The 26,186-nt window shown below is 43.3% G+C and carries 21 protein-coding genes and 1 pseudogene; 11 read left to right on the forward strand and 11 right to left on the reverse strand.

The features are described 5' to 3' along the window. Positions 1 to 10: 10 nt before the first annotated feature. Complete coding sequence (gene topA / locus CH367_RS07490; protein WP_100761853.1) at positions 11 to 1,870, forward strand: type I DNA topoisomerase; 1,860 nt, start codon at positions 11 to 13, stop codon at positions 1,868 to 1,870. Positions 1,871 to 1,878: 8 nt separating this feature from the next. Here topA and CH367_RS21060 read toward each other — a convergent pair whose 3' ends face one another. Then, a complete protein-coding gene (locus CH367_RS21060; protein WP_279627428.1) occupies positions 1,879 to 2,001 on the reverse strand; it encodes a hypothetical protein in 123 nt (40 codons plus the stop codon). A 415-nt stretch (positions 2,002 to 2,416) separates the two neighbouring features. On the opposite strand from CH367_RS21060, the gene CH367_RS07500 reads away from it, so the two are divergent. Further along, positions 2,417 to 2,752 carry an LIC10421/LIC12816 family protein gene (locus tag CH367_RS07500; protein ID WP_100761855.1) on the forward strand — a complete coding sequence of 112 codons (336 nt, stop codon included), beginning with the start codon at positions 2,417 to 2,419 and terminating at the stop codon, positions 2,750 to 2,752. 123 nt (positions 2,753 to 2,875) lie between these two features. On the opposite strand, the gene CH367_RS07505 is transcribed toward CH367_RS07500, so the two are convergent. From CH367_RS07505 to CH367_RS07515, 3 genes are read right to left on the reverse strand one after another with little or no spacing between them, the layout of a single operon-like run. Further along, complete coding sequence (locus tag CH367_RS07505; protein WP_100761856.1) at positions 2,876 to 3,298, reverse strand: SRPBCC family protein; 423 nt, start codon at positions 3,296 to 3,298, stop codon at positions 2,876 to 2,878. 10 nt (positions 3,299 to 3,308) lie between these two features. After that, on the reverse strand, positions 3,309 to 4,106 hold the full coding sequence (locus tag CH367_RS07510; protein ID WP_100761857.1) for an ABC transporter ATP-binding protein: 798 nt from the start codon (positions 4,104 to 4,106) through the stop codon (positions 3,309 to 3,311). A gap of 6 nt (positions 4,107 to 4,112) precedes the next feature. Then, a complete protein-coding gene (locus CH367_RS07515) occupies positions 4,113 to 5,594 on the reverse strand; it encodes an HDOD domain-containing protein (RefSeq protein ID WP_100761858.1) in 1,482 nt (493 codons plus the stop codon). A gap of 133 nt (positions 5,595 to 5,727) precedes the next feature. Here CH367_RS07515 and CH367_RS07520 point away from each other — a divergent pair. Both CH367_RS07520 and CH367_RS07525 read left to right on the forward strand, forming a co-directional pair. Beyond that, positions 5,728 to 6,009, forward strand: a pseudogene (locus CH367_RS07520) (LIC12077 family protein). Next, positions 5,993 to 6,274: a hypothetical protein gene (locus CH367_RS07525; protein WP_205872859.1), complete on the forward strand. Its 282-nt coding sequence runs from the start codon at positions 5,993 to 5,995 to the stop codon at positions 6,272 to 6,274. Before CH367_RS07520 ends, CH367_RS07525 begins: the two are co-directional and overlap by 17 nt. A gap of 255 nt (positions 6,275 to 6,529) precedes the next feature. Here CH367_RS07525 and CH367_RS07530 read toward each other — a convergent pair whose 3' ends face one another. From CH367_RS07530 to CH367_RS07540, 3 genes are all read right to left on the reverse strand, one after another. Further along, on the reverse strand, positions 6,530 to 7,378 hold the full coding sequence (locus CH367_RS07530) for a hypothetical protein (protein WP_100761860.1): 849 nt from the start codon (positions 7,376 to 7,378) through the stop codon (positions 6,530 to 6,532). An 89-nt stretch (positions 7,379 to 7,467) separates the two neighbouring features. Then, the gene (gene panD / locus CH367_RS07535; RefSeq protein ID WP_100762086.1) at positions 7,468 to 7,803 is read right to left on the reverse strand and encodes an aspartate 1-decarboxylase; all 336 of its coding nucleotides are present in this window, start codon (positions 7,801 to 7,803) and stop codon (positions 7,468 to 7,470) included. 28 nt (positions 7,804 to 7,831) lie between these two features. Further along, complete coding sequence (locus CH367_RS07540; protein WP_100761861.1) at positions 7,832 to 8,365, reverse strand: type II toxin-antitoxin system antitoxin SocA domain-containing protein; 534 nt, start codon at positions 8,363 to 8,365, stop codon at positions 7,832 to 7,834. A gap of 17 nt (positions 8,366 to 8,382) precedes the next feature. On the opposite strand from CH367_RS07540, the gene lipB reads away from it, so the two are divergent. From lipB to CH367_RS07570, 6 genes are all read left to right on the forward strand, one after another. Further along, the gene (gene lipB, locus CH367_RS07545) at positions 8,383 to 9,042 is read left to right on the forward strand and encodes a lipoyl(octanoyl) transferase LipB (RefSeq protein WP_100761862.1); all 660 of its coding nucleotides are present in this window, start codon (positions 8,383 to 8,385) and stop codon (positions 9,040 to 9,042) included. 63 nt (positions 9,043 to 9,105) lie between these two features. Then, positions 9,106 to 10,227, forward strand: a complete 1,122-nt coding sequence (locus tag CH367_RS07550; RefSeq protein ID WP_100761863.1) for an LIC_12071 family protein — start codon at positions 9,106 to 9,108, stop codon at positions 10,225 to 10,227. Between the two features lie 9 nt (positions 10,228 to 10,236). After that, positions 10,237 to 11,157 carry an STAS domain-containing protein gene (locus CH367_RS07555; protein ID WP_100761864.1) on the forward strand — a complete coding sequence of 307 codons (921 nt, stop codon included), beginning with the start codon at positions 10,237 to 10,239 and terminating at the stop codon, positions 11,155 to 11,157. Between the two features lie 3 nt (positions 11,158 to 11,160). Then, positions 11,161 to 12,756 (forward strand): murein biosynthesis integral membrane protein MurJ, encoded by a 1,596-nt coding sequence (murJ, locus tag CH367_RS07560; RefSeq protein ID WP_100761865.1) that lies wholly within the window; start codon positions 11,161 to 11,163, stop codon positions 12,754 to 12,756. A 10-nt stretch (positions 12,757 to 12,766) separates the two neighbouring features. Continuing rightward, positions 12,767 to 12,988 carry a DUF167 domain-containing protein gene (locus tag CH367_RS07565; RefSeq protein ID WP_100761866.1) on the forward strand — a complete coding sequence of 74 codons (222 nt, stop codon included), beginning with the start codon at positions 12,767 to 12,769 and terminating at the stop codon, positions 12,986 to 12,988. A gap of 18 nt (positions 12,989 to 13,006) precedes the next feature. Beyond that, the gene (locus CH367_RS07570; RefSeq protein WP_100761867.1) at positions 13,007 to 18,826 is read left to right on the forward strand and encodes an LA_1737 family protein; all 5,820 of its coding nucleotides are present in this window, start codon (positions 13,007 to 13,009) and stop codon (positions 18,824 to 18,826) included. Positions 18,827 to 18,841: 15 nt separating this feature from the next. On the opposite strand, the gene amt is transcribed toward CH367_RS07570, so the two are convergent. From amt to CH367_RS07590, 4 genes are all read right to left on the reverse strand, one after another. Continuing rightward, positions 18,842 to 20,974, reverse strand: a complete 2,133-nt coding sequence (amt, locus tag CH367_RS07575) for an ammonium transporter (RefSeq protein ID WP_100761868.1) — start codon at positions 20,972 to 20,974, stop codon at positions 18,842 to 18,844. 181 nt (positions 20,975 to 21,155) lie between these two features. Further along, positions 21,156 to 21,821: a response regulator gene (locus CH367_RS07580; RefSeq protein WP_100761869.1), complete on the reverse strand. Its 666-nt coding sequence runs from the start codon at positions 21,819 to 21,821 to the stop codon at positions 21,156 to 21,158. A gap of 18 nt (positions 21,822 to 21,839) precedes the next feature. Further along, entirely contained in the window at positions 21,840 to 25,013 is a 3,174-nt protein-coding gene (locus CH367_RS07585) for an ATP-binding protein (RefSeq protein ID WP_100762087.1), read from the reverse strand. A gap of 175 nt (positions 25,014 to 25,188) precedes the next feature. Next, positions 25,189 to 25,635 carry a MarR family winged helix-turn-helix transcriptional regulator gene (locus tag CH367_RS07590; protein WP_100761870.1) on the reverse strand — a complete coding sequence of 149 codons (447 nt, stop codon included), beginning with the start codon at positions 25,633 to 25,635 and terminating at the stop codon, positions 25,189 to 25,191. 120 nt (positions 25,636 to 25,755) lie between these two features. On the opposite strand from CH367_RS07590, the gene CH367_RS07595 reads away from it, so the two are divergent. Beyond that, the gene (locus CH367_RS07595; protein ID WP_100761871.1) at positions 25,756 to 26,124 is read left to right on the forward strand and encodes a nuclear transport factor 2-like protein; all 369 of its coding nucleotides are present in this window, start codon (positions 25,756 to 25,758) and stop codon (positions 26,122 to 26,124) included. Positions 26,125 to 26,186: the final 62 nt, after the last annotated feature.

Raw genomic sequence — 26,186 nt, forward strand, 5'->3', positions numbered from 1 at the left:
CTAAAGATCGGTGTCCTTTCTTTTAATCGTCGAATCTCCTTCCAAAGCGAAAACCATAAGCGGTTATTTAGGCAAAGAATTTAGAATTCTCGCGACCCTCGGGCACGTAGCCGATCTTCCCAAAACGACCTTGGGTTTGGATCTCAAAAACGATTTCGAACCGGAATACGTCGTATTGCCGGGAAAGAAAAAAGTTCTTTCCGAAATCGTAAAAGCCGCTAAAGAATCCGAAAAAATTTTCCTGGCTACCGATCCGGATCGGGAGGGAGAATTCATCAGCGCCTATCTTCGCGATAGAATCAAAAAGAAATCCAACGTATATCGGATACGTTTCACGGAAATCACACGCGATGTGATTTTGGAAACATTAAAGAATCCTGATGCGATTCGCGAATCCCTCGTAGACGCTCAAAAAACACGGAGAATCGGGGATCGATTGATCGGATATTTCGTCAGTCCCGTTCTCTGGAAAGAAATCGGGCCGGGACTTTCGGCGGGAAGGGTGCAATCCGTAGCGCTCAAATGGATTTGCGATCGGGAAGAGGAGATTTGCAACTTTCATGCGGAAGTATATTATAATATTCTACTTCATATAAAAGATAAAAATGGAATCGAAGGACTCTTTCAAAGAAACGGAGAACGCATTTTTTCCGAACAAAAAGCAAAAGACATTTTAGAAAACGTTCAAAAACAAAAAATACTTAAGATCAGCGACAAAAAAGAATCCTTCGGGAAGAATTCTCCACCACCTCCGTTTCAAACCGCGAGCCTGCAGCAGGAAGCGTTTCGAAGATATCAATTCTCCTCTAAAAAAACGATGAGCCTGGCGCAGAGATTGTATGAAGGAGTGGATCACGGAAACGGAAAAAGAGAAGGGCTGATCACTTATATGAGAACGGATTCCGCTCGTATGAGCGCGGACTTTATCGATAAGGCCCGGTCCTGGATTCTATCGAACCTCGGTGAACGATTTTCAAACGGACCGGGCCCCGGCTCGATTCGAAAAAAGAAAAAAACGACTCAAAAAATCCAAGATGCACACGAAGCGGTTCGTATCACCGATCCATTCTTAACGCCCAATGAGGCCAAAAGATTCTTAACAAAGGAAGAAGGACTTTTATACGAACTGATCTGGAAACGAACGATCGCATCCATTCTACCGCCGGAAGAATTCTTAAAAATCGAATATTCGATCGGGATCGACGGAGAAATCTTCGGACTCGAAACGAAAAAGACTTTGTTCGAAGGTTTCAAAATATTAAACGAAGTGGACTCGAAACCGATTCCCGTTTGGGAAAAGGGAGAATCCGTTTCTTTGGAAAACTCCGAGCTCGAAAAGAAACAAACAGAACCGCCTTCTCGTTATACGGAAGGATCGTTAGTTGCAAAGCTCGAAAAAGAAGGAATCGGCCGACCTTCCACGTATGCGACCGTTTCGGAAACGCTTCTCAAACGGAAATACGTCGATCAGGAAAAGAAATTCTTTCTTCCGCTTCCTTTGGGTGAGAAGGTCAATTTCTTTCTGCAAACGAGCTTTGGAGATCTTTTTCGGGAAAAATTCACGGCGGAACTCGAGTCGGATCTGGATCGAATCGAAAAAAACGAGGCGGATAGTCTTTCCATATTAAACCGACTTTGGTCGGATTTGCAGATTCGAATTCAAAACAGCAAATCTTCCGCCGTAGTATTTCGTAAAGAATGGGCCGTTACGAGACAAAAGAAGAAAGAAACCGGTTGGGGAACCTGCCCATTGTGTAGGGAAGGAACGCTCCAAAAGAAAAGAACCTCCAAAAAGAAGGAGTTTTATCAGTGCAGTCGCTTTCCAGATTGTGAATATGTCAGCTATGAACTCGGGAACGCTTCCTCCTAAAGCATCTTTTACGTTCCTTGCTTACTTCCTAAGCTAAGAACCCACAAAAGACCTGCCTTCACTTTCGGCATAAATCTCTTTACGACCTTTCTACGTTTTAAATTTCGAACGATTCCGTGTAGTGCGGGCATCTGCGAAAACCTTCCTCATTTCCATTTGATTTTTTAAACGATCGTTTGTATAATTCTTAGATAGGATGCGCTTTCGAGGATCGAAATCGATTTTGTTTTTAAGCAACAAGCCGATGAAAAACGAAATCCCTTTTTAAGTTCCGCACGGATTGCCCTTTTTTTAAAGAACAAAAACGTATGCGTTTCGTTTTTAGGAAGAAATAAATTCAAAAAATAGAATATTCTAAAAACATGGAATTCAAAACGAGTTCGCATTAATTTTTTATCTCTATTTTAAAAAATTTATTTATTTTTTATTTAGCAGGCGTCGTATAGGTTATAGAGAAACAAAAAGTTTCTTAGCCGTTCCTCAAAGAAGTTTTTCTCTGATCCTCGGCATTAAGCAAAAACAAACAAAAAAATCGAGGTTTCAATCATGAACACTAACAAAATGATTTCTGTAGTTTCCCTTTTAGGCTTTCTGGCAGCAAGTTCCGTTTTCGCGGTCTCCGAAGATGTCGAAGATCAGCTCTTGGAAAAAGCAATCGTAGAAAGTGCAGTGACAAAAGAACAAAAAACCGCAGTGGGTAATTATTTGAGAGCGGTTGCTCATCAAAAAGCTCATAGAGCGGAAGAATTGAGAGAACTTGCAAGCAGATCTACCGGCGGTAAATTTCTCGCAAGCAACGCTCAATCTCAAAAATACATCAAACAAGCTCAAAGCTTAGAAAAAGAAAACGCAAGATACCAAGCGATTCTTCAAAGCTTCTAATTTTCAAGTTTGATTTTTATGACTTGCGAAAAGGCGCCCTGCGGGCGCCTTTTTTGTTGATAAACAAATCCCCACAACACAACCAATCGCTCTGCAAAAAAGAAAACATTCGATCGTGAGTCGTTACGATTCAGTGCCGAATTTACTTTCGAGTAAGATCTTTAACTTGCCCAAATCCTTTTTGACCCAAGCCGCATCCTCTTCAAATTTTTCAGAAGTCATATCCGCAACTTTGAACAAAGAAAAAATGATCTCGCTTCCTTCTCCGTTGGGAATGATTCGTAGAGGATTTGCGATCTTCGTTCCGTCCGTTAGGATCACTGTGTGATCTAAGATTCCGTATTCATTCTCGGGCGTAAAGATCGCTTTGAGAGTTCCTTGAGGAGCTTCGATGATCCATTCTCCCTTGGAACCGGGACGTATGGATTTGCAAAGTCCCGAAGCCCATTCGGGAAAGTTGGTCGGCTCGGAAAGAAATCGATATGCGGTTTTGCAAGCAACTCCGATCGATACACTGATGTGTTTGGTTTCTAAGACGGTTTTCATCGTCGCCTCTTTAGAAAGATTTTCTTTGCGGAATGACGGACCAGGTTCCGTTGATTCTATTTACCTGTAAGGATAGATCGTAAAGATTTTGGAGGTGATTCGGGGTAAAACATTCTTCGATCGGACCGGTGTGAATGACCTTGCCTTCTTTGAGAAGAACGGCCTTCGTATAAAACTCGGGAATCTCTTCGGGTCTATGCGTGATGTAAAGCGAAGTGAAATTTCTTTTGGAATGATATTCCTTTAAAAATCCTAAAAAGTCCTCTCTCGCGCTTAGATCCAGGGAAGAACAGGGTTCGTCCAAGATCAAAAGATCGGGTTCGCTCACAAGACTTCGCAGGAATAGGATCTTCTTTTTTTCTCCGGATGAAAGAGTGGAATAGAGTTGATCCTTTTTGGCGATCAAGTTCGCTTCTTTAAGAATTTGTAATGTCTTGGATTCTTCCTCGGGGCTCGGATCGCGGTAATATCCGATCGTATGAAAGAGTCCCGTTAATACGACATCCAATACGGTGAGTTTTCTTTGGAGGGAATTCTCCTGCTGAGAAGCGTCCAAAATTCCGATTCGTTTGCGCAGATCTTGAATCGCCGTTTCTCCGTATGTTTCGTGAAACAGACGAATGGTTCCCGAAGTCGCCCAGATCATCCCGTAGATCAGGTTTACGATCGTACTTTTTCCGGCCCCGTTTCTTCCTAATAGAACGCAGTGTTCGTTTTCCGAAATTTCGAAACTGACCCGATCTAGAATTATCTTTCCGGCGGGCTTATAACTGATTTCCTCGACGGACAATAAGGAATCTTTATTCAATAGAATTCAATTCTCCATTCTCGCGATGTCATACAACTTTCGGAGCTTCTCGCAGGTTTCCTCGAACGTCTTTTTATCGGCGAGATCGTATTTTCGAAGTATGGTTTCGTCTATCGTGAAAAAAGAGGCTTTCTTGTCGATACAATCCATCATCATGTTCGCGAGATATACGAGTTCCACTAAATCGTGGTAAACGCTTCCCACCGCCATAAACGGTCTGTGATGAAATTCGATCATTTGAACGAGATCGGGAGGAAAGTCCCATTTTTTTGCAAGAAGCGCGCCTAACGTAGGATGGGAGATTCCGATGGAAATCTCCTCCAAAATCGTGGAACTTCCGAAGTCGCGGTCCTTTTGATAATTGGTGAGTTTGATGAATAACTTTTGATCCAAGGAAAGGAGAATGAATTTTCCAAGATCGTGTAGTAAAGCGCCGGCCGCGGCGATATCCGCAACCCTCGTCATGCCGCCTCGGCCGGCGATATGACGAATAAAAAAACTGCACATATTCGAATGATTCCAAACCTCTTGCAGTTTCGCATAACGTCCATCCATGATCTTGCGAACGCCGGAAACGTAGAGAAGGTTCCTTACGTTCTTGAGTCCAACTACCTTTACCGCCTGAACGATCGTGTTGACCTTGTTTCTACTCGCGAAACCCGCCGAATTCGAAAGTTTCAATAAGTCCACGCTGAGCGCGGGGTTTTTTTCGATTTCGTTCGCGATGATTCCCAGATCCGAATCCGGATTGTTGCACAAGGAGATGATTCGAGTCAAAGTGTTCGGAAGCGGGGGAAGACCTTCTATCTCTACTAAAATTCTTTCCTTGAGTTTTGTGGTGATATCGATCGGAACGATCTGTTGAGGAACGACTAACGTGGCCCTCGTCAACTTTCCGTCTGTGTCCACCTTGAACTTGTCCGAACCGATTCCCGAGTTTTTCAAAAGAAGTTGAATGAGAACCAAACCGAGACCCGCGCTTTCCTGAGAATCGGAAATGTCCATAAACGCGTCGGAAAGATCGTTGTATTTTTTGGCGGACTCGATTCTTTTTTTGATCCGATCGAGTTCCTGAGGTAAAAGGGCCGCGTCGTTCTCGACGAGAATCGCGAGACTGTTGTTGACCATCTTCGCGCGGAAATGAATCTGAAAACTGCTGTTGAGAAGAATCTCCCTTTGATCGTCCCAGTGATGAGTGATTTCCTGTTGGAAGGTCCGCATTCCCTTCGTGTAATGATCGGCGTTGTGAATGTCCAAATTCTTTTTCAGAAAGAAAATCCGTTTCGCGTTCGCCTTGTTCGCGTTCATTAGAATTTCCTTAAGAATGGTGGAAATCACCTCCGTCAAAAAAAGGCGGTCTATTTTCCCGAGAATATTAAGCAATAAATTATAGAGTTGTTGATGGTCTTCCTCGGATACGAATTTGAATTCGAGATCGATGTCTTTTCCGTTGAGAAGAGTCTCTGTCAGTTCGGGTATGTTTAGCATTTTGAGCGGCCTTTTCGGAGACATTTTCCCGGGTTTCCCAAATAAATCCAGTCTTTCCGAAAAACGGTTCCGCGGTTTGTCCGGGGGAGTTGGTATTCTTACAAATGGAATCGTTTGAATGTTGGAGGATACAATGGTTTTGGTAAGAGAAACTGAGAATGAAATCGATCGACAATTGCGTTATTTTTTAGAGGAGAAATTGGAAGGAATCCTGGATGAGGCCCGCAAAGTAAAAAAACGGCGCCAGGAGGTGCTTCACGGCAAAAAGGCCGAGAAAGGGGTCGAGGAGGGCGCTCAAACGGGGGATTCCGAAGAGGATGATCAATTGACTCTTTGGGAAGATCTGAGATGAGCCTGAATCTCAAACAATGCGAACATAATAAAAAAGATGGACAGTCCTGGAAGCAATTCTTAGGATTGAACCAATGGACAATAGCTTCTTTTCAGAAAGCGAAAACGGCCAAGGCTTCCCGGTAAAACGGGACATTCTCGATATCATGGATTCATATCGGTATATGAATTCTTCCTATTTCTTTGATTTTCTTTCCGACGGACGCTGGGATCACGGTACCGGCTGGATTGAAAAGAATATGAGCGGAACCGATTGGTCAACCCGCTATGTTCCGGAGAGTATAGAGCGTTATAAGAAACAGACAAAACGTTCTAGAAAATCTCTTTAAAGAAATATAGATCCTCGAAACGGTTTATGTTCTTGGTTTTCAAGGACGGTGAGCGTTTTATCTTCTGTTCTTTTTTGTTTTTCATCCTTAGATTCTTACTCACCTTCTTTTTATCTCAAAAATCTTCAGTGCCTTTTCTTTTCAGTTTAGAATCTAATCTCTTATCACTCGTACATAAAAAAAGGCGGAGTGATCCGCCTTTTTTGATACCGCCCGCGTAACGCGTCGATCATCGATTCGATCCAAGAATTCTTCTTAGTTGAGGAGTTTGATGGTTCCTACGTCCATGAATCTTCTATAAACCAGTTTGTTTTTCTCTTTCAATGGATTGAAGATCAAAACCACAACCTTGTTGTAAGTCAAATAACCCGGTCTGTATTCGGTGTAGTGATGAGACATGAGAGTTGTCTTATACTTCGCGCTATAGATCGTGTAGGTGTGTTTGTTCAAAGAATCGTGTGATTGTTTTTTCTTTTCGTCTTCGGTTTGATCCACGAAGTTGCTCAAAAGAACCTGATCTTTTTTAGGACCTTGTTCTCCGAAAATCGTAAACTCAAGCGCGTTCTCAGGATGATTCGTAAGATACGTAATGGTTTCGGTCAACGCAGGAATGGACATCTTTACCATTTCTCCGCGTGCAATACGATCGTCGTAATCCTTCTTCGCTTTGTTGTATCTTTCCTCACCCCAAACCGCTTTGGATTCGAGTTTTTGAGGCATCAGATTTTGGAAGTTGATGATAAGAGTGCTATTCTCAGAGTCGTATCCTCTCCATTTTGGAAAAGGAACCAGATCTCTTTTTTCTTGGTTCACCGCGCTCGTCTCGTTCACCGCTAAAATGTAAACGGAGAATTTTGCCGGATCGAAATCACGGTTTTCCATTTCCACCATTACATCCAGAAACTCTCCCTTACCGTTGTCCGAATGTCTGCGGAAGAAGGAAATGTTCTTAACCGAAAGACGCTCGTCGTAATAGGATAGGGGATAGTAGTCTGTTCCGCCGTCCTTTTTACTCGGATCGGGTTTTTCTGCGTTCTGGCTAAAGGTCGTTTGACCAACGAAAAGAAGTAGCAGGCAAACAGAGATTCTTAAAAAAGATTTCATAGTTATTCTGGTCCGATGGAATTCTTACTAATTTATATCGGTCTTTGAAAGCCGGAAATTAGTTCGTGAAAGTCGTTTTTTGGTAAAAATTACCGTTTTCGGTTATTTTCGTCAACGTGAACTACTTTTGGGGAGTAGTTTGTAGGAAGATCTTTTTCTTCCACTTGCGCGTAGGTGATGATGATCACTTTGTCGCCTTTCATCCCGAGTCTTGCGGCCGCGCCGTTTAGACAGATTTCTCCGGAACCGCGTTTTCCTTCGATGATGTAGGTTTCGAAACGGGCGCCGTTGTTTACGTTGACCACGGAAACTTTCTCATACACGCGCATTCCTGCCGCGTCCACAAGATCCATATCCACGGTCAGACTGCCTTCGTAGTTTAGATCCGCGTCCGTGACCGTAGCCCGGTGGATTTTACCTTTCATTACGGTTATCTGCATCTTAGGGGTCCCGTTACTCGCTAAATAGTACCTTAAAAATTTTACCGGAGATATTTAAAAGCGTTTTCCTCTTAAAAAAGTGAATTTTGGTATTCAAGGTATCCATACTGAACGGAATCTCTGCGAAAAGCGGCGAAATGATGTAATTTTCGTAGAGATTCGGGTATACGCGATTCTCATCGTAAACCGCACTTTTGAAATTTTCCAAGATCTTACGGATGATTCTTTTTTCCTGTCGGTTGAGGTCGATCGCTTCTTCTCCCCGTTCTCCCATCCAAACGATTTGAAATCCTGAGATTCCCTTTTCGGTCAGTCTGGGTTTGATATCTATTAGACCGTTTTTTCTCAAATGAAGCAACGCCCCCTGAAAATCTAAAGCGCAGGGAGAATCTTCCAAGTGAATATACGTTTGGTTTGTGATGAGTTTCGCATTCTTCTGAAAATAAACCCCGTCCGCGTAGTAGATGAGTTTGGAAAGGGACAAACGGTCTCTTCCGTTGGGGGACTTCTGAAGGATAAAAGAGATGACTTCTAAGAGTTTTTCCATATAAAGAACTTGTGAGAATGATCGAACCGAAAGGAGAATTTCCTTACCTCAGTTATTTGGAACTGCAGGAAAAACTGCGGTCGTCCAGGAGAGAATGCATTCTATTTTTGGAACACGCTCCCACAATCACCGGCGGAATCAATTATAATCTAGAGAATCTACTTCTGGGGAAGGAATTTCTGGAATCTCAGGGAATTCAGCTTCATTTTATCCAAAGGGGTGGGGACTTTACGGCGCACGAACCGGGTCAGCTTGTGGTTTATCCTCATGTGGATTTGAAAAAGAGAGAACTTTCGATCCGTTTTTATCTGGAGAATCTATTACGCTCCGTGATCGACGCGGCTCGCGAAACCTGGGATCTGCGTTTGGTGGAAGATTCTCAGGCGCCCGGTTTGTATCTAAAATCCGATCCTTCCCAAAAGATCTGTTCGATCGGTGTGAACTTTAAGTCCTTTTTTACGAGTCACGGAATCGCTTTTAACCTGAACAACGACTTTAGAGCGTTTCGAAGTATCAATCCCTGCGGAAGAAATTGGATGGATATGACAAGCGTGGAAAAGTTGGGCCTGGACGCGGGACCGGAAAAGAGGAACGAATTTATTTCCAATCTTAAAAAGAATCTGAATTCTTTTCTAAATTCTCCAAAAGTCCTCCTTTCTCACGGAAAAGTGAGTTAGAATCCGTTTTTATCCTCAAGAGAAATCCTCGGTTCTACCGATTTGTTAGGTAGAGGTCTCAGAGTGAAGATTTTCAAAAGTATATTCTATTTTCTTTTACTGCTGATCGTTTGCGAATCGATCGCTCTCGGAGCCGTGGCTTGGTCCTTTTTGGAATCTTCCCTGGCTTCGTTCGACCTTTTAAAAATCGGCTCGGACAATCGAGCACGAGATACGTTAGGCACTCTTTCTAAGGCGGCAGAGAATTCGGGAAGCGACGCTTCCTATGAGGATATGAACTTCGTTTTTTCCAGAATGACGAAAATTTCCGACAAGGATAACGACGGTTATACGATTAAGGAAATCTTTTTGACGAGCGAAGCCGGGATCGTTCTCGCGCATTCCAATCCTGCCTATCTTCAGGAAACTTTGAAAAAAAGAAAACCAGAGGCTTTGTATCAGGACGCTCTTTATACGAGAGCCTTTCGTCTTCGTAAATGGCAGATCAGCATTCCGGTTCTTTTAGGACAAAAGAAAGAAGTTCTTTCCAAAAGTATTTTCTTTTCCAAGTTCGAAAGTTTTTTCCCGGAAATCAGCGAGCCGGAAATTCTTCTTTCAGCCGCGGTTTATCATCCCGTAAAATTGGAAAGAGTAGCGGCGATCCACATGATCTATGATCGCGGAAATTTTCGTAATTTCGTTCTGAAACAGACGGAGCTACTGGAATGGCTTTTGCGCAATTATTCCTTAATCGCTCTCGGTGCGGCCCTATTTTTGGAATTCGTCTATCTCCTTTTGACCTTGGGTAATTCGACAAAGGAAACGGTTCCGGACTACGGTTCCAGACCTCTCGTGGAAAAAATTTCTCATCCAAGCGCGACTAACGTTCCGGTTCTCACAAAACAATCCAGTCCCTTGGACTCCGTTGCGTTTCCGGGTAGTTTGGGAAATTCTCCCCAAACAATTCCGTCGGTTGCGGATAACGTGTCCCCTCATGCGGTTCCCGTTTTGACCGCTTCGGTCGTTTCTGAACCGGTTTCGTCGGCGCAGGTAACCGTTTCACAAAACGTAGTAGGGACAACCGCACCGTCATCCGTCGCGGCTCCGACACATTCGAACGCGCATCCGGGAGCTTCGGCTTCGAACGTTACGCCGGCGATCGTTTCTTCTCAGGAAGAAATTTTGGACGCGATCTACTTAGGATAAGATACAGAAGTGGAAATCAGATCCAGACTTTCGGGAAATATTTTCAAGCTCAAGTTGAAGGGACGATTGGACTCGGCGAGCGCGGAGGACTTTTATTCTTATCTAAAATCGAAATGGGATGAGGGAGTTCGTAAATTTCTTTTTTCCTGCGAGGAACTGGAATACATCGAGTCCGAAGGAATTTCCGTTCTTGCAAGATTCGAAAACTTTCTAAAAAACAGAGGCGCGTCTTCCGCCTATTGTGCGTTCAACGAAGAATGTAAATCGCTTTTGAGCTTCTTGGGCTTCGGTAAATCCATCGCATTTTTTGAAGACTCGGGTCGTGCGGAAGAATATCTTTCTTTGATTAAAATTCAGGATCAAAGAGATTCTTCGGCGGCTTCCAATCCGATCTCCAAGATCAAAAGAAATTCTCCGGTTCAATTTTATTCTTCCGGCTCCGCAAGCGAAAAGGTCGCGGGTTCGGGCGGTTCTCATTCCATTTACATTCCGGAAATCAAAACCGTTCCCGAGTTCGGGATCGAAGAAAACGAAATCGTGTCCGGTTCGGAATCTCGATTTCCGAAAACGGAACAAACCTTGTCAACCCCCGGTCTTTCCAGTCAGTCTCAAAGATTGCGCGCATTCTTAAACGAAGGAAAAGAAGAGGAAGAATCTGCGTCTTCCAAAGGCGGCTCGAACGCGGCTGAAACCTCTTCTTCCGTTGAGGACTCAGATTCTCATTCTCAGGAATACTCCGCAAAGAAGAACCTGGACAAGGCAATTCTCGCTGAAAAAAATTTCCCAAAACGGATGATTTACTGCGGGGCTTGTTCTTCCCGAATCCGCGTTTCCAAACCGGGGAGATATCAATGTCCGAACTGTCAGATTCAGTTTGACCTAAATGCCATGGGCGGAGTTCGATACCTAGAAAAACTTCTAGGACCATGATCGTTGTCTAACGCCGCATCGAGAAGCATCGCGCTTTCCTTTTATACGTTTCTTTCCAGAATTCTGGGTCTTATCCGAGATCATTTTATGGCGGTTTCCTTCGGAACCGGAATGGTCGCGTCCGCTTTTTCGGTTGCGTATCGTCTTCCGAATATGTTCCGCAATCTTCTCGCTGAAGGAACTCTTTCGCAATCCTTTATGCCTCTCTACGCCGAATCGGGTAAGATCGGAGAAGAAGAAGCCAGGGTAATGAGCGGAGCGGTTCTATCTTTTTTGTTCTTTATACTATCGCTTCTCGTCGGAATCGTGTTTTTGTTTTCGCCTTTGTTTCTTCCGTTTCTCGTGGGTGGAACGAAAGAATATTCTAATTTAGTAATAGAGCTTACGTATATTCTGTTTTTCTTAATCGTCACCGCGAGTCTTTCGGCGATTTTTATGGCGATTTCCAATTCGAAGAATCGATTTTTTGTTCCTTCTCTTTCTCCTATCATTTTGAATCTGAGTTATCTGTTCGTGTTCTTTTTTCTTTTTCCGTTTGTGGAAGATCTTCACGATCGAGTGATCGTTCTTTGTTCCGCGATCGTGATCGGAGGTTTTTTACAATTCGCGGTTCAGGCTTGGTATGTTTGGAAAAAGAAGGATATGCCTTCCATCAACTTGAATTGGAAACACCCGGCGATCAAAAAAATCTTTAAGCTGATGTTGCCCGCCGCGCTCGGAGGAGGGTTTTATCAACTCAGTCTTCTTGTGGATATTTTTTTGGCGAACTGGGTGCAGAACCACAACCCGGGACTCGGAGCGGTTGTCAGTTTGGATTATTCGCAAAGGCTTGTTCAGTTGCCGACCGGGATCATCGGAGTCGCACTTGCGACCACCATTCTTCCCGCACTTTTACAATCTTTGAAAAAAGAAGAATGGTCCGCGGTAGGCCAGGAACTTTCAGGCGCGCTTGAGTTCGCATTATTTTTAACAGTTCCCGCGGCGATCGGCATGGTTCTGTTAGCCGGACCGATTTTGGATTCGATTTATTTCGGTGGGAAATGGGATCACATCGCGACTCATACGGCTACGTTGCCACTCGTGTTTTATTCTTTGGCGATTCCATTTTTCAGCATCAATAAGATATTGATCTCTTCATATTACGCGTTTCAGGATACGAAAACTCCTTTGAGAATTCAGTCCGTTTCGTTTACGATCAACATCCTTCTGAATCTTTCTCTGGTTTGGTTTTTGAAACATTCGGCGATCGCTCTTTCGTCCGCGATTTCCGCAATGATCACTTTTTTTCTTTTGGGAACCCTTTTGAAAAAACACAAGGTCCAATTCCCCTGGCCCGAACTTTTGAAAAAAATTTCCAAAATGACGGTGCCCTTTTTATTGCTTGGAAGTTATCTCTTCTTCCATCAAATTTTCTTATATTCGCCGATTCTAAACTTCTTGGAATCGGAAGGGATTTCCTACGCACAAGCCTCGAGAATCAATCTGAGCGTAGTAATTCTTCCCTCGATCCTGATTTTTTTCGTTTCCAGTCTTATTTTTAAGGTCGACGGGATATATCTTTTGATTGGGAAATTCAGAAAAAAACATAGGATCGGTTGACCGAAACCGTATGAAGTTTACGGTTCTCGTTAAACCGAACTCGAAAAAAGTTTTTTTCCGAAAGGAAGAGGACGGTTCGATCACGCTTGCCGTTCGCGAACCGGCGCTCGAAGGAAAGGCGAATGAGGCGGTGATCGAGGCTTTTTCGGAAGCGATGAATCTTCCGAAACGAAAGATCCGGATTCTTTCGGGAGAAAAGGGAAAACGAAAAACCGTCGAGGTCGATCTTTAAAACCCGGACCGAACCCATATGCGAAATCGAATACTACTCATCATTCTACTTTGTTTACCCGGAATTCTTTTCTCACAAACCAAAACACAAACCGAAGATCCTTTTGACGAACTTGTAAAAGAGAAAAAGGAAATTTTCGGAAGCGAAAAGGAAGAGAAATATCCCGTTCGACTTTTGATCTACGATTGGGAAAAGTGGGAAGGACATTCCGCTTGGCATCTTTTCTGGTTTATTCGAAAAACCGATTATCCCAAATTTAAGCAATTTAGAATATTCCCACTTTATAATTCTATCGAGGCGAAGTCCGGCAAGGCGAGTTTGGACTATCTGTTCCCGATCGCAGGATATCGAAAGGTGGAATCGGAAGGTCTTCTTGAAAAAACTTTTTTATCACCTCTTTATTACAACAACACGATCGAACCAGTCGGAGGCGGAGCGGGTTACAGGGAATCGGCCACCTTTTTCTGGTTAGGTTATAATTTCAGTTCCTCCGGTCCGGGTTTTGAAAAGAATTTCACGATGGTTCCCGGATTTTTTCCGTTGTTTACGAGAAAGACCGAAACGTTAAATGGAAATCCGTCCAGTCATATGTTTTTTCTTCCCTTGTTGTTTTTCACAAAGGAATCTTCGGAAGAATCCAAAACGACTCTCGCTTTGTTTCATTGGGGAAGGGATCAGGAAAAGAAATTCTTTCATTTTTTTCCTCTGCTTCATTATACGAATTATAAAACCAAGGAAGACTACTCGTTTACTTTTTTTCCTTTGTATCATCAATCCAAGTCGAATCTGGCTTCTAAGAAATTTGCGATCTATTCGCCGTTGTGGTTTCAAGAAGAGGAGAAGACTTCCGATTCTTATTCCGAGTATACGTTTTTGCCGTTTCCTCTTCTTTATCGATCAAAGGAGATTTCACCTCGGGAAGAATCGAGCACGTTTTTACTCGCACCCTTGGCCCTGTATTTTAAAGACGTTGGGGAGAATGTACAATTTCGGAATTTTCTTTTGTTCCAGTGGGGAAAGGAAAGGGAACTTCGATTTTTTAGATTCTTACCTTTGATGTATTGGTCCAAGACCAAGGATCAAACGGACAGTCAGTTTACTTTTTTTCCGTTCGTCTTTTACAAACAGAATTCTCACTTAACTTTCTTTCCGATCTTGTATTATAAAAAGGATTCCTATTTTACATTTTTTCCTTTCTATCATCAATCGTATGAAGGCGACAATTTTACGCAGTATATGCTTCCTTTTGTTTATCGCAGGACCGGGAAGGAAGATTCAGAAACTTTAATATTGAATACGTATTGGAGCCGTTCCAAGGACGAACTGACTTCTTTTAACTTTGCTCCGTTCTGGTTTTATAAGAAAAACGAATACAAACATTTGTTTCCGCTTTATTTTTCTTGGGAAGAATCGAAGGAGAATTCCACGTTTGCTGGGCCGCTGTATTATCGATCCGTTACTCCGAATTCTTCCACGAACTATCTTATCAACACATACCTTCGTTACGATCGGGGAGAATTGTCCGCGTTTACCTTCTTCCCTCTTTTTTATTATAAAAAGAATTCTTACGGGCACGTGTTTCCGGTTTATTTTTCCTGGATGGACGACGACCAATCCGTCAACCGCGCAGGCCCGTTGTTTTATCAGTATCGATCCAAGGATGTAACTCAGGATTATTATATTAATACGTATTACAAACGCGAACGAGAAAAGGGGTTAACGGAGCTTGTCAGCTTTCCTCTTTTGTTTTATAAGATGGATTCGCATTTCGCTCTTCTTCCGTTTTATTATCATTCGATCGACCGAGACGATTTTACTCAGTATTACTTTTTGCCGATTCCGATTTACAGACATATTCGAAAAATGGAATCCGAAACTTTGGTTTTAAACGCGTATTGGACCAGAGACTCAAAGGGAGAATATCTTTCGTCGACTTTGTTTCCGTTTTACTTTCATAAAAAGAATTCTTATCTGAATATTCCGCTTTTGTTATACTTTCAGTCGGAAACGGAAACGACCAGCCGAAAGATCGCTCCTTTGTTCTATTCGTATTCGGCGCCGAACGAGGACGAATACTTTCTTTTGGGTTATCACAGTTATAGTTCGGATCGGACTTCGTTTAAACGATTGTATCCGTTTTACTATTCTTCCCAGGAAAAAGACGGTTCGTCGTTTTTGGGATTGGGCGGTTTGTTTTATCGTTGGAAGGATCCGGCTGGGGAGACCACAACTCGAACCTTTTTACCTCTGAATTACTTTCGAAAAAATGAATATAATATCTGGTTTCCGTTCTACTTTCGTTTCGGCGGAGAAGATAATAACCATGTTTCTTTCAGTCCTTTACACTTTAGACTTAGATCTCCGAACGTGGATCGGGATTGGATTGTTCTTTATTATTCCTCCGAGAATCGAGAGGAGAAAACGAGCTCTCGTTTTGTGGCTCCTTTGTATTTCGAATGGAAAAATCCGGAGTCGAGAGGGGATATCTTTCTTCCCGCTTACTTAAAGTATTACGAAAAGAACAAAAACCTCGAATTATACTTCGGAGGAATTTCAGTTTCTCAAACCGGAGGGAAGTTCGACGCTTCCTTGAAGTCGAGCGCATCCGGAAAAGAATTCTATGTGGATTTGGATTATTCCTTTCTATACAATATCTTCAGCGTTTCTTTAAGGAAAGAATTATCGAATCCTCTTACTTTTTTCTATGAGGAAAAAAAGGAAGAACCGGGTCTCGTTCCTCAAGCGGATCAAACTCCTAAGATTACCGGCAATAAAAAAGGTCTTCGTCTCGCGGTGGTTGCGGAAGATTCGGCGCCGACTCCTCCTAAGGATGGTTCCAATTTCGCATCGTATAAAAAACTCGCGAGAGAGAATTCAAGAAATTATTTCGGTTGGGAAGCGTTATTCGGAATCGCGAGTTATCAATCGGGCGACGACAAAAGTCACTTTCGGATTCTTCCCTTAGGTTGGTTTACTTGGGGAAAAAACAACAAGGATCGTATCTTCGCGTTTCCGCTTCCCTTGCCCACATTTTGGGGGACGGTCGGAGACGAATCGTATCGGGTTATTTTTCCGTTGTTTGCGGAGCAGAGAAAGGGAGAGGATTTTACAAGAGCCTTCGGTATCTTTCTTTTTGTGTTGGAACAGGAAAAGGATAGAAGGGAATATTCGATTCTTTGGCCTTTGATACGTTATGCGAAATCTAAAGACGAAATCGCGTATCGGTTTTTCCCGTTTTTTACGCATAAGGAAAGCGCGGATCGTTTGGAAACGAAGAGTATCTTTTATTATCGTTCCCGCGAAAAGACGGGAGCCTACGAATCTTCTTCCTTTCACGGAATTCTATTTCCGTTTTATCAAGCTTCCGAAGAGATTTATACGAAGAACGATAACGTTTCCGGCGGCGGATACGGTTTGTTTTTCCCGTTCTATTATCGAAATTACGAGGATCGTTTTACGGGAGGGAATCGGGTCTTTAAGGAAAGAAATCTATACACTCCTTTGTTTTTGTATTCTTCCCTGGAAGATTCCGCGTTGAAAACGAAAGAATCCTTCGTTTTAAGTCCGTTCTATTTTGCATCGAGTTCGGAAAAGGTAATATTAGAAAAACCGTATGTGTCCGATCTGAATCTGATTTTGCCGATCCCGTTGGTCGTTTGGGGACAGGATGGAGAAGAGAAATACAACTTCATTTCCGGTCTTTATAGGGCGAATTCTCCCGAACGTTCCACTTGGAATTTCCTTCTTTTGTTCGGTTCGACGAATACTAAAAAGGATCAAAAAGAAGAAATCGTATCCAGCTATGTGTTTCCATTCTATTTCGGAACGACCGTCACGGAAGGGGAAGTCGTAAAATACAAATCGAAAACGGTTCCTATTTTGTATTCAAGCGAGGAAACTCCCGAGTATTCACAGAGCCGTTACGCGCTCTTTTTCAGTCGTAAATCGAGCCCGAGCCTCGGTTATTCGAAATGGGTTCTACCTCCGTTTTTTTATTACGAAGAAGAACGAAATACTTACGGTCAGGTGGAAACTTCGATCTTCACCCCGCTTCGGTTTCAAAAAAGTGTTTCACCGGGTCAATCCAAGTTGAAAACTTCTTCGGATAAAAAATTCTACCCGATTCCTTTGTTCGCTACGTATGAATCGGTTACGGACAAGGGAATGATTCGAGAAACGAGCGGTTGGGACTGGCTTTTTCTCGCCAATTCGGAAACTAGAAAAACTCCGAGCATTCAGAAAACTGAATATGATTTAAAAATTCTTTTGGGGGGAATTTTCGGATATTCTTCTCAGATCGATCCGGAAAGAGAATCCGTATCCTGGAATCTTTCCTTGTTCTATTTTAGAAAGTCGATCGTAGAAAAGGGAGTTAAAACGTATTCTTCCAATTTCGTTCCTATCGTTCATTCGAGCGAAAAAACTCCGGAGTCCGAGGACGTAACTTGGTTCTTGGTTATAGGAAACAAATCGGATCAAAAGACCGGATACAAACGAAAAATGTTTCTTCCCGTTTATTACGAAAAGGAAGAGAGCGTTCGCAAAGGTTATGTGGATTCCACTTCGTTTTATTTTCTTTTTTATCAGTGGAAGTCCGTTCAAGAAGGTAAGGACGGTAACTCTTATGCGGAACGTTTTTATCCGATTCTTCCGGTTCCGCTTCTTTATACGTTTGAAAATCATATTCGGGAAGATAAGGTTCGTAAAGACGTTTGGGGTTTTGATTGGCTCTTTTTGGCGAATTACAAAAATACGAAGTATCTTCACTCCGGAACCGAGTCCGTATCGTTTAAGGCTTTGTTGTCCTTGTTCGGTTACGAAAGAAACGGAACCTCGGGAGAACAGGAACTCAGTTCTTATCTCTTTCCTCTTTTCTTTTACAAAAGCGGGGAGCATAAGGAATACGATTCGTATCGATGGTTTGTTCCGATCGTTGCGTATCGGAGTTTCAACGAAAAACAGGGAAAAATTTCCTCGAACACGAATCTTTTCGGAATTCTTATGAATTACAAACGGGACGACGAGGCGGGGACGAAAAGTTTCTTTCTCTTTCCTTCGATCTACTATTCGAACGATTCCGCAAACAAGGAAAAAACGTTCTTCGTTCTACCGTTCCTTTATTCCTCTTTTTCAGGCGAGGATCAATATTCATTTTTCTTAATGGGTTACTATCAGGGTAGAAATCTTTCGTCCAATCGTTATAACTTTTTGTATCTGTTCGATTTGGAATCCTCTCTTACGGAACAAAAAAAGGAACTTACACTTTTCTTGGGAGCGTTTAACGGAGAATTTCAAAAGGACAAAACGCGTTGGGGAGTTTTCGGCGGAATTCTTGTGGGTTATCAATCCACTCCGCAGATGGTCGACTGGAACGTCCTTTGGATTCGTTATTTGAATTCTCCTCAGGAAAAAATCCAAAACTTTTTGCCCGTTTACAGATACAGCGAAAATCGAGAAGGGTATTCCTTTCTTGCGCCGCCGATTCTCACCTATCATGAAAAGGATGTCGAGGGTAGTTTGACGTTAGGCGGTCTTGGTCTTCTTTATTACAAAAACCGCTCCGAAGTTTCCAAGGAAGAATCTACCAAAATTCTCGGAGGTATTCTATTCTTCTCCGAAAAGAAAGCGGCCAGAGGATATCAGAATTACGGTATGCTCGGTATGCCTTTGATCGGAGGTCTGCTCTGGAATTACGAATACGAAGAGGATACCGGTTTCGAAAAAACTTCCGTTTTGAAATTCGTATTCAGTCGCACGACCTACAAAGGAAAAACCTGGAACAGTTATTTCGGGATTTCAAGCCGATTGTTCGAAGACGGGGACAAGGAAAACAAGTAAGAATTCTTTCGGCTTCTAAACGCCTTTCCAGTTGATTCCGATGACTGAGATGTCGTCCTGTTTGGAAACACCGGAGAGAAATTTTTCCTGTTCGCTTAACAAAGAGTCGATTCCGTCTCGGATGGATTGAGTGTTTAAGGAATGGATTAGATTTTCGACGCGTTCTTCACCGAATTCTTCCTTGTCGATGTTCCATTGTTCCACAAGACCGTCCGTAAAAAGTACGAGCTTTGAATTCGGAGTGATCTTTACGTCTTTGGATGTGTACTGAGTTTTTGAAATGGCTCCTACGATTCTTCCCGTTTTTTCGAGCTTTTGAATTCCTTCTTCTCCTATGAGGTATTGCGGAATATGTCCGGCGGACGCATAACGCACATTGCCCGAATTCGTATCGATGTCCAAAACGATACAGGTGAAGAATTGATTCAAGTTTTTGAATGTATGGAGAAACTCGTTGTTGAGATGGTATAAAATTTCGGTAACGCTGTAGATTCCTCGTTTTAAGGATTCGTAAATCGCCTTGATCGCCATCGTGATTAAAGCGGCTTGAACTCCGTGTCCGGTCGCATCCGCGAGAAACACCCTAGTCAAACCCGGTTTTAATTCCATGATGTCGAAGAAGTCGCCGCCGACCTCGCTCAGTGGCAGATAACGCACGATAACCTCGAGTTCTCCCAACGTTCTGTCCTTATGCGAGATGATTCCCGATTGGATTTTTTTTGCGGTGGAAAGGTCGCTTTGAATGAGGTTTAGGTTGTCCTCCAATTCTTTTGCGAGAACTTCCTTTTCTCGTATGTTCAATCTGATTTTGCTTAATACGGAATTGTATCTTTCGGCGATTTGTCCGACTTCCGTGAAAGGTTCTATCGATAGGTCCTTGCTCAAATCACCGGTTCTTTTTTGATATTCCATCTCGAGGAAAAGATCGATCAATTCGGTCGTGGCCCTGTGTTCGGTATAGTTGAGCCCCTTGTATTCGTTTTGTTCGGAAACACGAAATGGAAAAAATTTGTTGATGACGCTTAGGATGATATAGCTGAGTCCGAAGGCGAGCGCACCGCAGGATGCGATTCCGATCAACTGAACTTGAATCTGATCCAAACGCCCAAGACCCGTTCCGAGTATTTCCAGATTTCCAAAAATTCCCACGGCAAGAGTTCCCCAAATCCCGGCCGCTAAGTGAACCGGAATCGCACCCACCGCGTCGTCGATTTTGATTCGATCCAAAAAGGATCTGGTTTCGAACATTAGAATTCCTGCAACTAATCCGATGACGACGGAATCGATCGAACTTACCGCGTGACAAGACGCTGTGATAGCGACGAGACCGGCAAGAGCTCCGTTTAAGGGAAGAGTGGCTTCCGCATATTGAAGGCGGATCCAACCGTAGATCAGGGAAGACGCCATTCCGCTTACCGCGGCGAACATCGTATTTACGATGATCTTCGGAACCGCCGCTGTGAACGCTAACGTGCTCCCTCCGTTGAAGCCGATCCATCCCAACCAAAGAATCAGGGTTCCGAGCATCGCCAAAGGAAGATTGTGTCCCGTGATGTTTCGGATCGATCCGTCTTCTCCGTATCTTCCGGATCGGTTCCCTAAGATTTTCATCGCCGCGAGACCGACCCAACCGCCTACGCTATGAACGACCGTTGAACCCGCAAAGTCGATAAAGCCCAATCTTCCGAGCCAACCCGTTGAAACTTCCCATTGGGTTAAGTCCTTGCCCCAAACCCAATGACCGAAGATCGGATAGATAAACGCGGAGATAACGGCGGTGACGACGATGTATGCGCCGAACTTCATTCTTTCCGCGACCGCTCCCGAAACGATCGTCGCGGCTGTTCCACAAAACATCAGTTGAAACAAAAAGAATACGGCTACGTTCGGATCCTGAGTTGAAAATTCAGGGAAGAATGTATCGATTCCGAAAAATCCGTTCGCACTTTTACCGAACATCAAACCGAAACCGACTGCATAAAAAATCAAAGTCGCGATTCCGAAGTCCGTGATGTTTTTGATGGCGACGTTAATCGAGTTTTTGGTTCTTGTTAAACCGGATTCGAGACAAAGAAAGCCCGCTTGCATAAAGAACACAAGTCCCGAAGAAAGAATGATCCAGAGTATGTCGAAATTCGTTTTGGGCATCTACGTCTTTTCTTATTAGGACGAGAAAAGTTTGCAAGAATCATTTTATGAAATTCGAATTTGTAATCGAAGCGGAATAAAAATCAAGTCGAAGGATACGTTATGCTATGTTTACAAATGAGGCATTCTGATTTATACGGAATCAGAAGCGTCATTTTAAAGGCTTATGATCGATGTCCGATTAATTTTCTCCGATTCCCGAGCCGGATAAGGGAAGAAGGCCGAAATCGCTGGCCTTTTTTACGAGCTCGGCTCTGTTGTGAACATTCAATTTTTTGTATATATTCTTTACATGATGTTGGATCGTGTATTTGCTCACTCCGAGAAACTCCGCGACTCGATTGATGGTTTTTCCCATAACCATGTGGTCTAAGATCTGCTTTTCCTTATTCGTAAGTTTGATCCCGTCTCCGACTTTCTTGAGTTTGAAGTTGTTCAATACTCGGAACGCGATGGTAGGCGTGATGATTGCGCCTCCTCGAAGCACCGTATCTATTACCTCGATAATGTCTTTGAGTTCCGATTTGAGAATATAACCGATCGCCCCGTATCGAAGTGAATTGTAGATGAGTTCGTCCGAGTTCATATTGCTCAACATGATCTTGCTGATCGAAGGATCTCTTTCCGAAAGTTTCGCGGCGAGATCGACTCCGTTCATTCCCGGAAGCATGATGTCTAAAAATACGAGGTCCAATGAACTTCCTTTCGGATCCTTCCAGAAAGATTCGGCGGATTCCCAATGAAGAATTTCCTCCACATCCGGAACCGATTCCAAAACTTTTAGGATTTGGTTTTTATAGTTTTCGTCGTTTTCTACAATTCCGATTTTGATGTTTTTTGTTTTCATAAGAATTTCCTCTATTGTTTACACCGCTAAAAAGCGGTTCGTCTTTATTTTCAATCGAATCGAATATACGTTTTCCAAAAGGGAGATTTCCATCTTTCCTTCTAGTTTTGCGGTTCTTTGGATCAGGTTCTCGGTGCCTCTGCCCGTGCGGTTGTTGGAAAGAGTGTAGTCCGATTCCGATTTCATCTCCATTAGAATTTCATGATTTATTAAAGAAAATTTCCAGTTCGAAATTCCTTTTCCATATTTGAGGTCGTTGGTGGTGACCTCGTTGATGATTCCGAAAAATTCCATCAGAGCATTTTCATCCCGATGCGATTCGAAAAGTTGAATCAGCGCCTCTTCGCTTTGAAAGTCTATTTCTCTTCCCGCGTCCGAATATCTTCTGAGAAGAACGAGATTCACACCGGTGATGAAATTTTCGGAAACGAGGTTTAAGTCTTCGATTTTAAGCATTTGTTCTCGAAGCATTCCGATCGACTGATTGACCGTTCCGTGAATTTTTTCGATCAGATTCTGATCCGGCTTGATCTTGCCGCTGAGCAATTCTTCGGATAAGAATTTCAGATCGATGAGTTTTGCTCCTAAGTGATCGTGAAGGTCGATGTTGATTTTCTGTCTGACCTTGTGGATCGCTTCTCTTTTATCGTTTTCGTGTTCGATTCGATTCTTATGACCCTGAACAAGATCGAGAAGGTTGTTGATGCGACTCATAAGTTGTTCGAAGTCGAACGGTTTCACGAGATAATCGTTCGCACCCGAGTTGAGCGCGGAGATAAGATCGGCGTCCCTGTTCTTTGCCGATAACATAAGAATCGGAAGTTCGAGAGCGCCGAAACGGGTTCTGATTTCTCGGGCCACTTCCAAGCCGGACATACGAGGCATCATCACGTCTAAGATCACCGCTTTGAAATCGGAATCCGTTTTGAGAATTTCCAGAGCCTCGTTTCCGCTTTTTACGAGAACCGATTCCATATTTCCAAGGGAAAGGTAGTTGCGAATCACTTCTAAGTTCACCGGCTCGTCGTCGACCGCGAGTATTCTAATTTTAGAATTTTGTTTGATCGTTTCAGCCGAATTCGTTTTGTTCGAAACGTGTACGTTGCCGTTCGTCTCGGAACGACTTTTGGAAATTGTTAAGCGACTTTGTCGTTTTGTTTTCGGGTTCGTATTTGTGTCGGAGATATTCTTAACTTCTTTGGAAAGTGGGATCGTAAAGTAAAAACGAGAACCTTTGTGAACGGAAGATTCCACGTTGATTTCCCCGCCGTGTAAGGAGACGAGGGCTCGGCTGATCGTAAGACCGAGTCCGGTTCCACCGGCCACGCTCAAATCACCGCCGTGAAGTCTTTCAAAGAATTCGAATATTCGTTCTTGCTGATCTTCCGGAATTCCTATGCCGGTGTCGGTTACGCTGATTTCAGCGTAACGATCGTCTAAAACTTTCGCACTGACTCGAACGCTTCCCGTTTCCGTAAACTTGATCGCATTTCCGATTAAATTCTGGAGAATCTGCTGAAGTCTGTCCTCGTCCGCCAGAAGAGGAGGGAAGTTGTTATCGATTTCGTTTAACAAAACGAGTTTGGACGAATCCACGTTTACACGATTGAGTTCCAGGGTGAAGTCGGCGGCTTGTTTGATGTCGACGGGAATTCTTCTTAGATTGAGATCGCTGTGTTTGAGTTTTGAAAAGTCCTGGATATCGTTCACCAAATTGGCAAGACGCTGACCGCTGGAAACGATCATCCTGAGTTGACTTTCGATAAAGGAAGAAAGTTCTCCTCCGGCTCCGCGTTTTAAAGAATCCGCGATGCCTATGATTCCCTGAAGGGGAGTTCTTAACTCGTGGGAAGTTGTTGCAAGAAATTCGTCCTTGAGTTTATCCAAAGAAATCAATCGATCGTTCGACTTTTGAAGATCGGTGGAAAGTTTTTGAGAAAGGTGATACGAAGTCGCGAACTGTTTCGAAATGATAAACGCCTGAGCGATGAAGAAGATGGAGATTCCATACGAGATAAAGTAGCTGGTGTTGATGACCATATTCGCATAAAGAAGATCGTTCGCGATGATCAAAGACAAAAGAAGACAGATTATAAGACCGATCCACGCGCCGATGCGTCGGTTTGAAATCGCTCGGATCAAAACATAAACGATATAAATACATTCCGCAAAAACTAAAAAACTGAATACAGGAAGCGTCTTTGAATAAAACGCTAACTCGGTTGCTAAAACGATTAAAGACAAAGCGGAAAAACCGAACACGAACGCATACGCGGCCTTCTTATCAAACTCCTTTGGAAACATGGAACGAATGAACAACGCAAGAATCGAACCTCCCATATAAACCGAAAGAATTTCCAAACGATAACTGAGATCGAAATCGAAATTGGGCAACAGAGTAAAAAGTAAACGTTCTCCCGTAAGAACGATTCGTACGATCGCTACGATTCCGATCAGCGCGAAAAAAAAATGTGATCGTTCCCTTCTCAAAAGGGAGAATAGACTGAAGTGATACAGAACGCCGATAAACAATCCCCCCGTGATGAAAAGATCCAGCCAGATCGTTCTTTCTCTGAGAGTGGTAAGTTCCGAATGTTTTCCGATCCAGACCTTGGCCCAAACTCCTCCTTTGGAATGTGCGAAGTTGGAAACTTCGATCACAACCTCGTTTGATTTTTCCAAACGAATCGGCGCGCTTACGGCGGGACGATATAAAGGTTTGCTTTCTTCTTTGGTTCTTCCCACGATTCCGCTGGATAAAACTTTTTGATCGTTTACGTAAATGTTATACGCGGTCGATGCTTCGAGCATCTTGATCGCGATGTCCGATTGAGGTTCGTCCAAAAGAATTCTCATCTTGTATTTCGCATAACCGAAACTCGGATAACCGTTTCCGTTTTCGTCTTGAGGATAATTGTTCCAAGCGTCCGGAACATACGCGTATTGATCCTGTAATTTTTCGCGTACGGGGGAAACATCCGAGTATAACTGATTCCATACGAAGATCCAGTCGCCGTCCAAACTCAAAGGCCCTTTTAAATCGAAGTTCCATTTGGATCTTAGATCCAAAACGCCTTGAACGACTTTGGGAGGTTTTTCGATCTGGAAAATTTGGCCGCAGGAAGGAAGCGTAAGAGATAAGAGAAGAACGAATCCGAAAACGATCCAGATTGTATTCCTTTCTCTTAGCATATAAGAATGTCTTAAATTAGGAATGGAATAAAGGAAACAATTTTCTCTCTTTCGGGCTAAATCCGCACGTCGCATTAAAATTCGGGCTACTCGTTCGAGTGATCGAAACGAATTCCCCGCGATCGATACCCACCGTGAATTGAATCGTTTCCGTTAAACGGAAGTCGACGGAAGTTTACGATTTTGTTTCATTCAACTTTCTGAAAATTCTTAGAAGTTCGTTCGTTTCTTTGAGAGTCAGTTTGGACGTGTAGTGTTCGATGATTCCATTTCCGTAGATCGGCCAAGCTTCTCGAAGAGCCTGCGTTCCGGAAGCGGTGATTTCCACGATGAATTCCCTTGCGTCCTCTTCGCTTCTTTCCCTTTTTAAAAAACCTTCCGCGACGAGTTTATCCACAGATCGGGTCAACGCGCTTTTGCTGAGAATGATTTCACGGGCTATATCGGACATCCTGGATCGTTTTTTCGGTTTCATATAAACCGAATAGAGAACGTCGTACCAAGTCAGGGAAATCGCGTTCGATTTTGCGAGATCCGACTCGATTTTTGCGGATGCGGCGGTATAAAACTTCAAACCGGCCGCCCAGGCATCGATCGATTCTTTCGTAATTTTTTCCTTCATTTACAGCAAAGTGAAATTTTTTAGTTGCAAATGCAATCAATAATTCGTATCTTATAATAGTTGCAGTTGCAACTAATTCGAAACCGACCTCGGGTTCGAATTCAAAAAGGAGTAAGAAGAATGACCACAAAACAAAACATCGAGAAAAATGTTCACAGATTGAACGAGATGATTCTTTCCGGAGACGTGATTCCGGCTTTCGAAGAATTCTATCATCCTCTCGTCGTGATGCAGGAAAACACGATGGCGCCTACCGTAGGGTTCGACGCGAATCTTTCCCGCGAAAAGGATTTCGTTTCCAAGGTGAAATGGAACCGCGCGGAGGTTTTGAGCACGATCGTAGACGGGGAACGTGATAGAAGCGTCGTTGAATGGGAACTAGACTACGTTCATAAGGACTGGGGGCATATTAAGGCTACTCAAGCCAGCGTTCAAACCTGGAAAGACGGTAAGATCATCCACGAAAGATTTTACTACACCGTCGGCTGACTCGATTGCGCGGGATGAGAGGAGATGTCTTCTTATCCCGTTTCGTTTTAAACCGACCGATC

This window comes from Leptospira barantonii, from assembly GCF_002811925.1.
GTDB lineage: Bacteria > Spirochaetota > Leptospiria > Leptospirales > Leptospiraceae > Leptospira > Leptospira barantonii.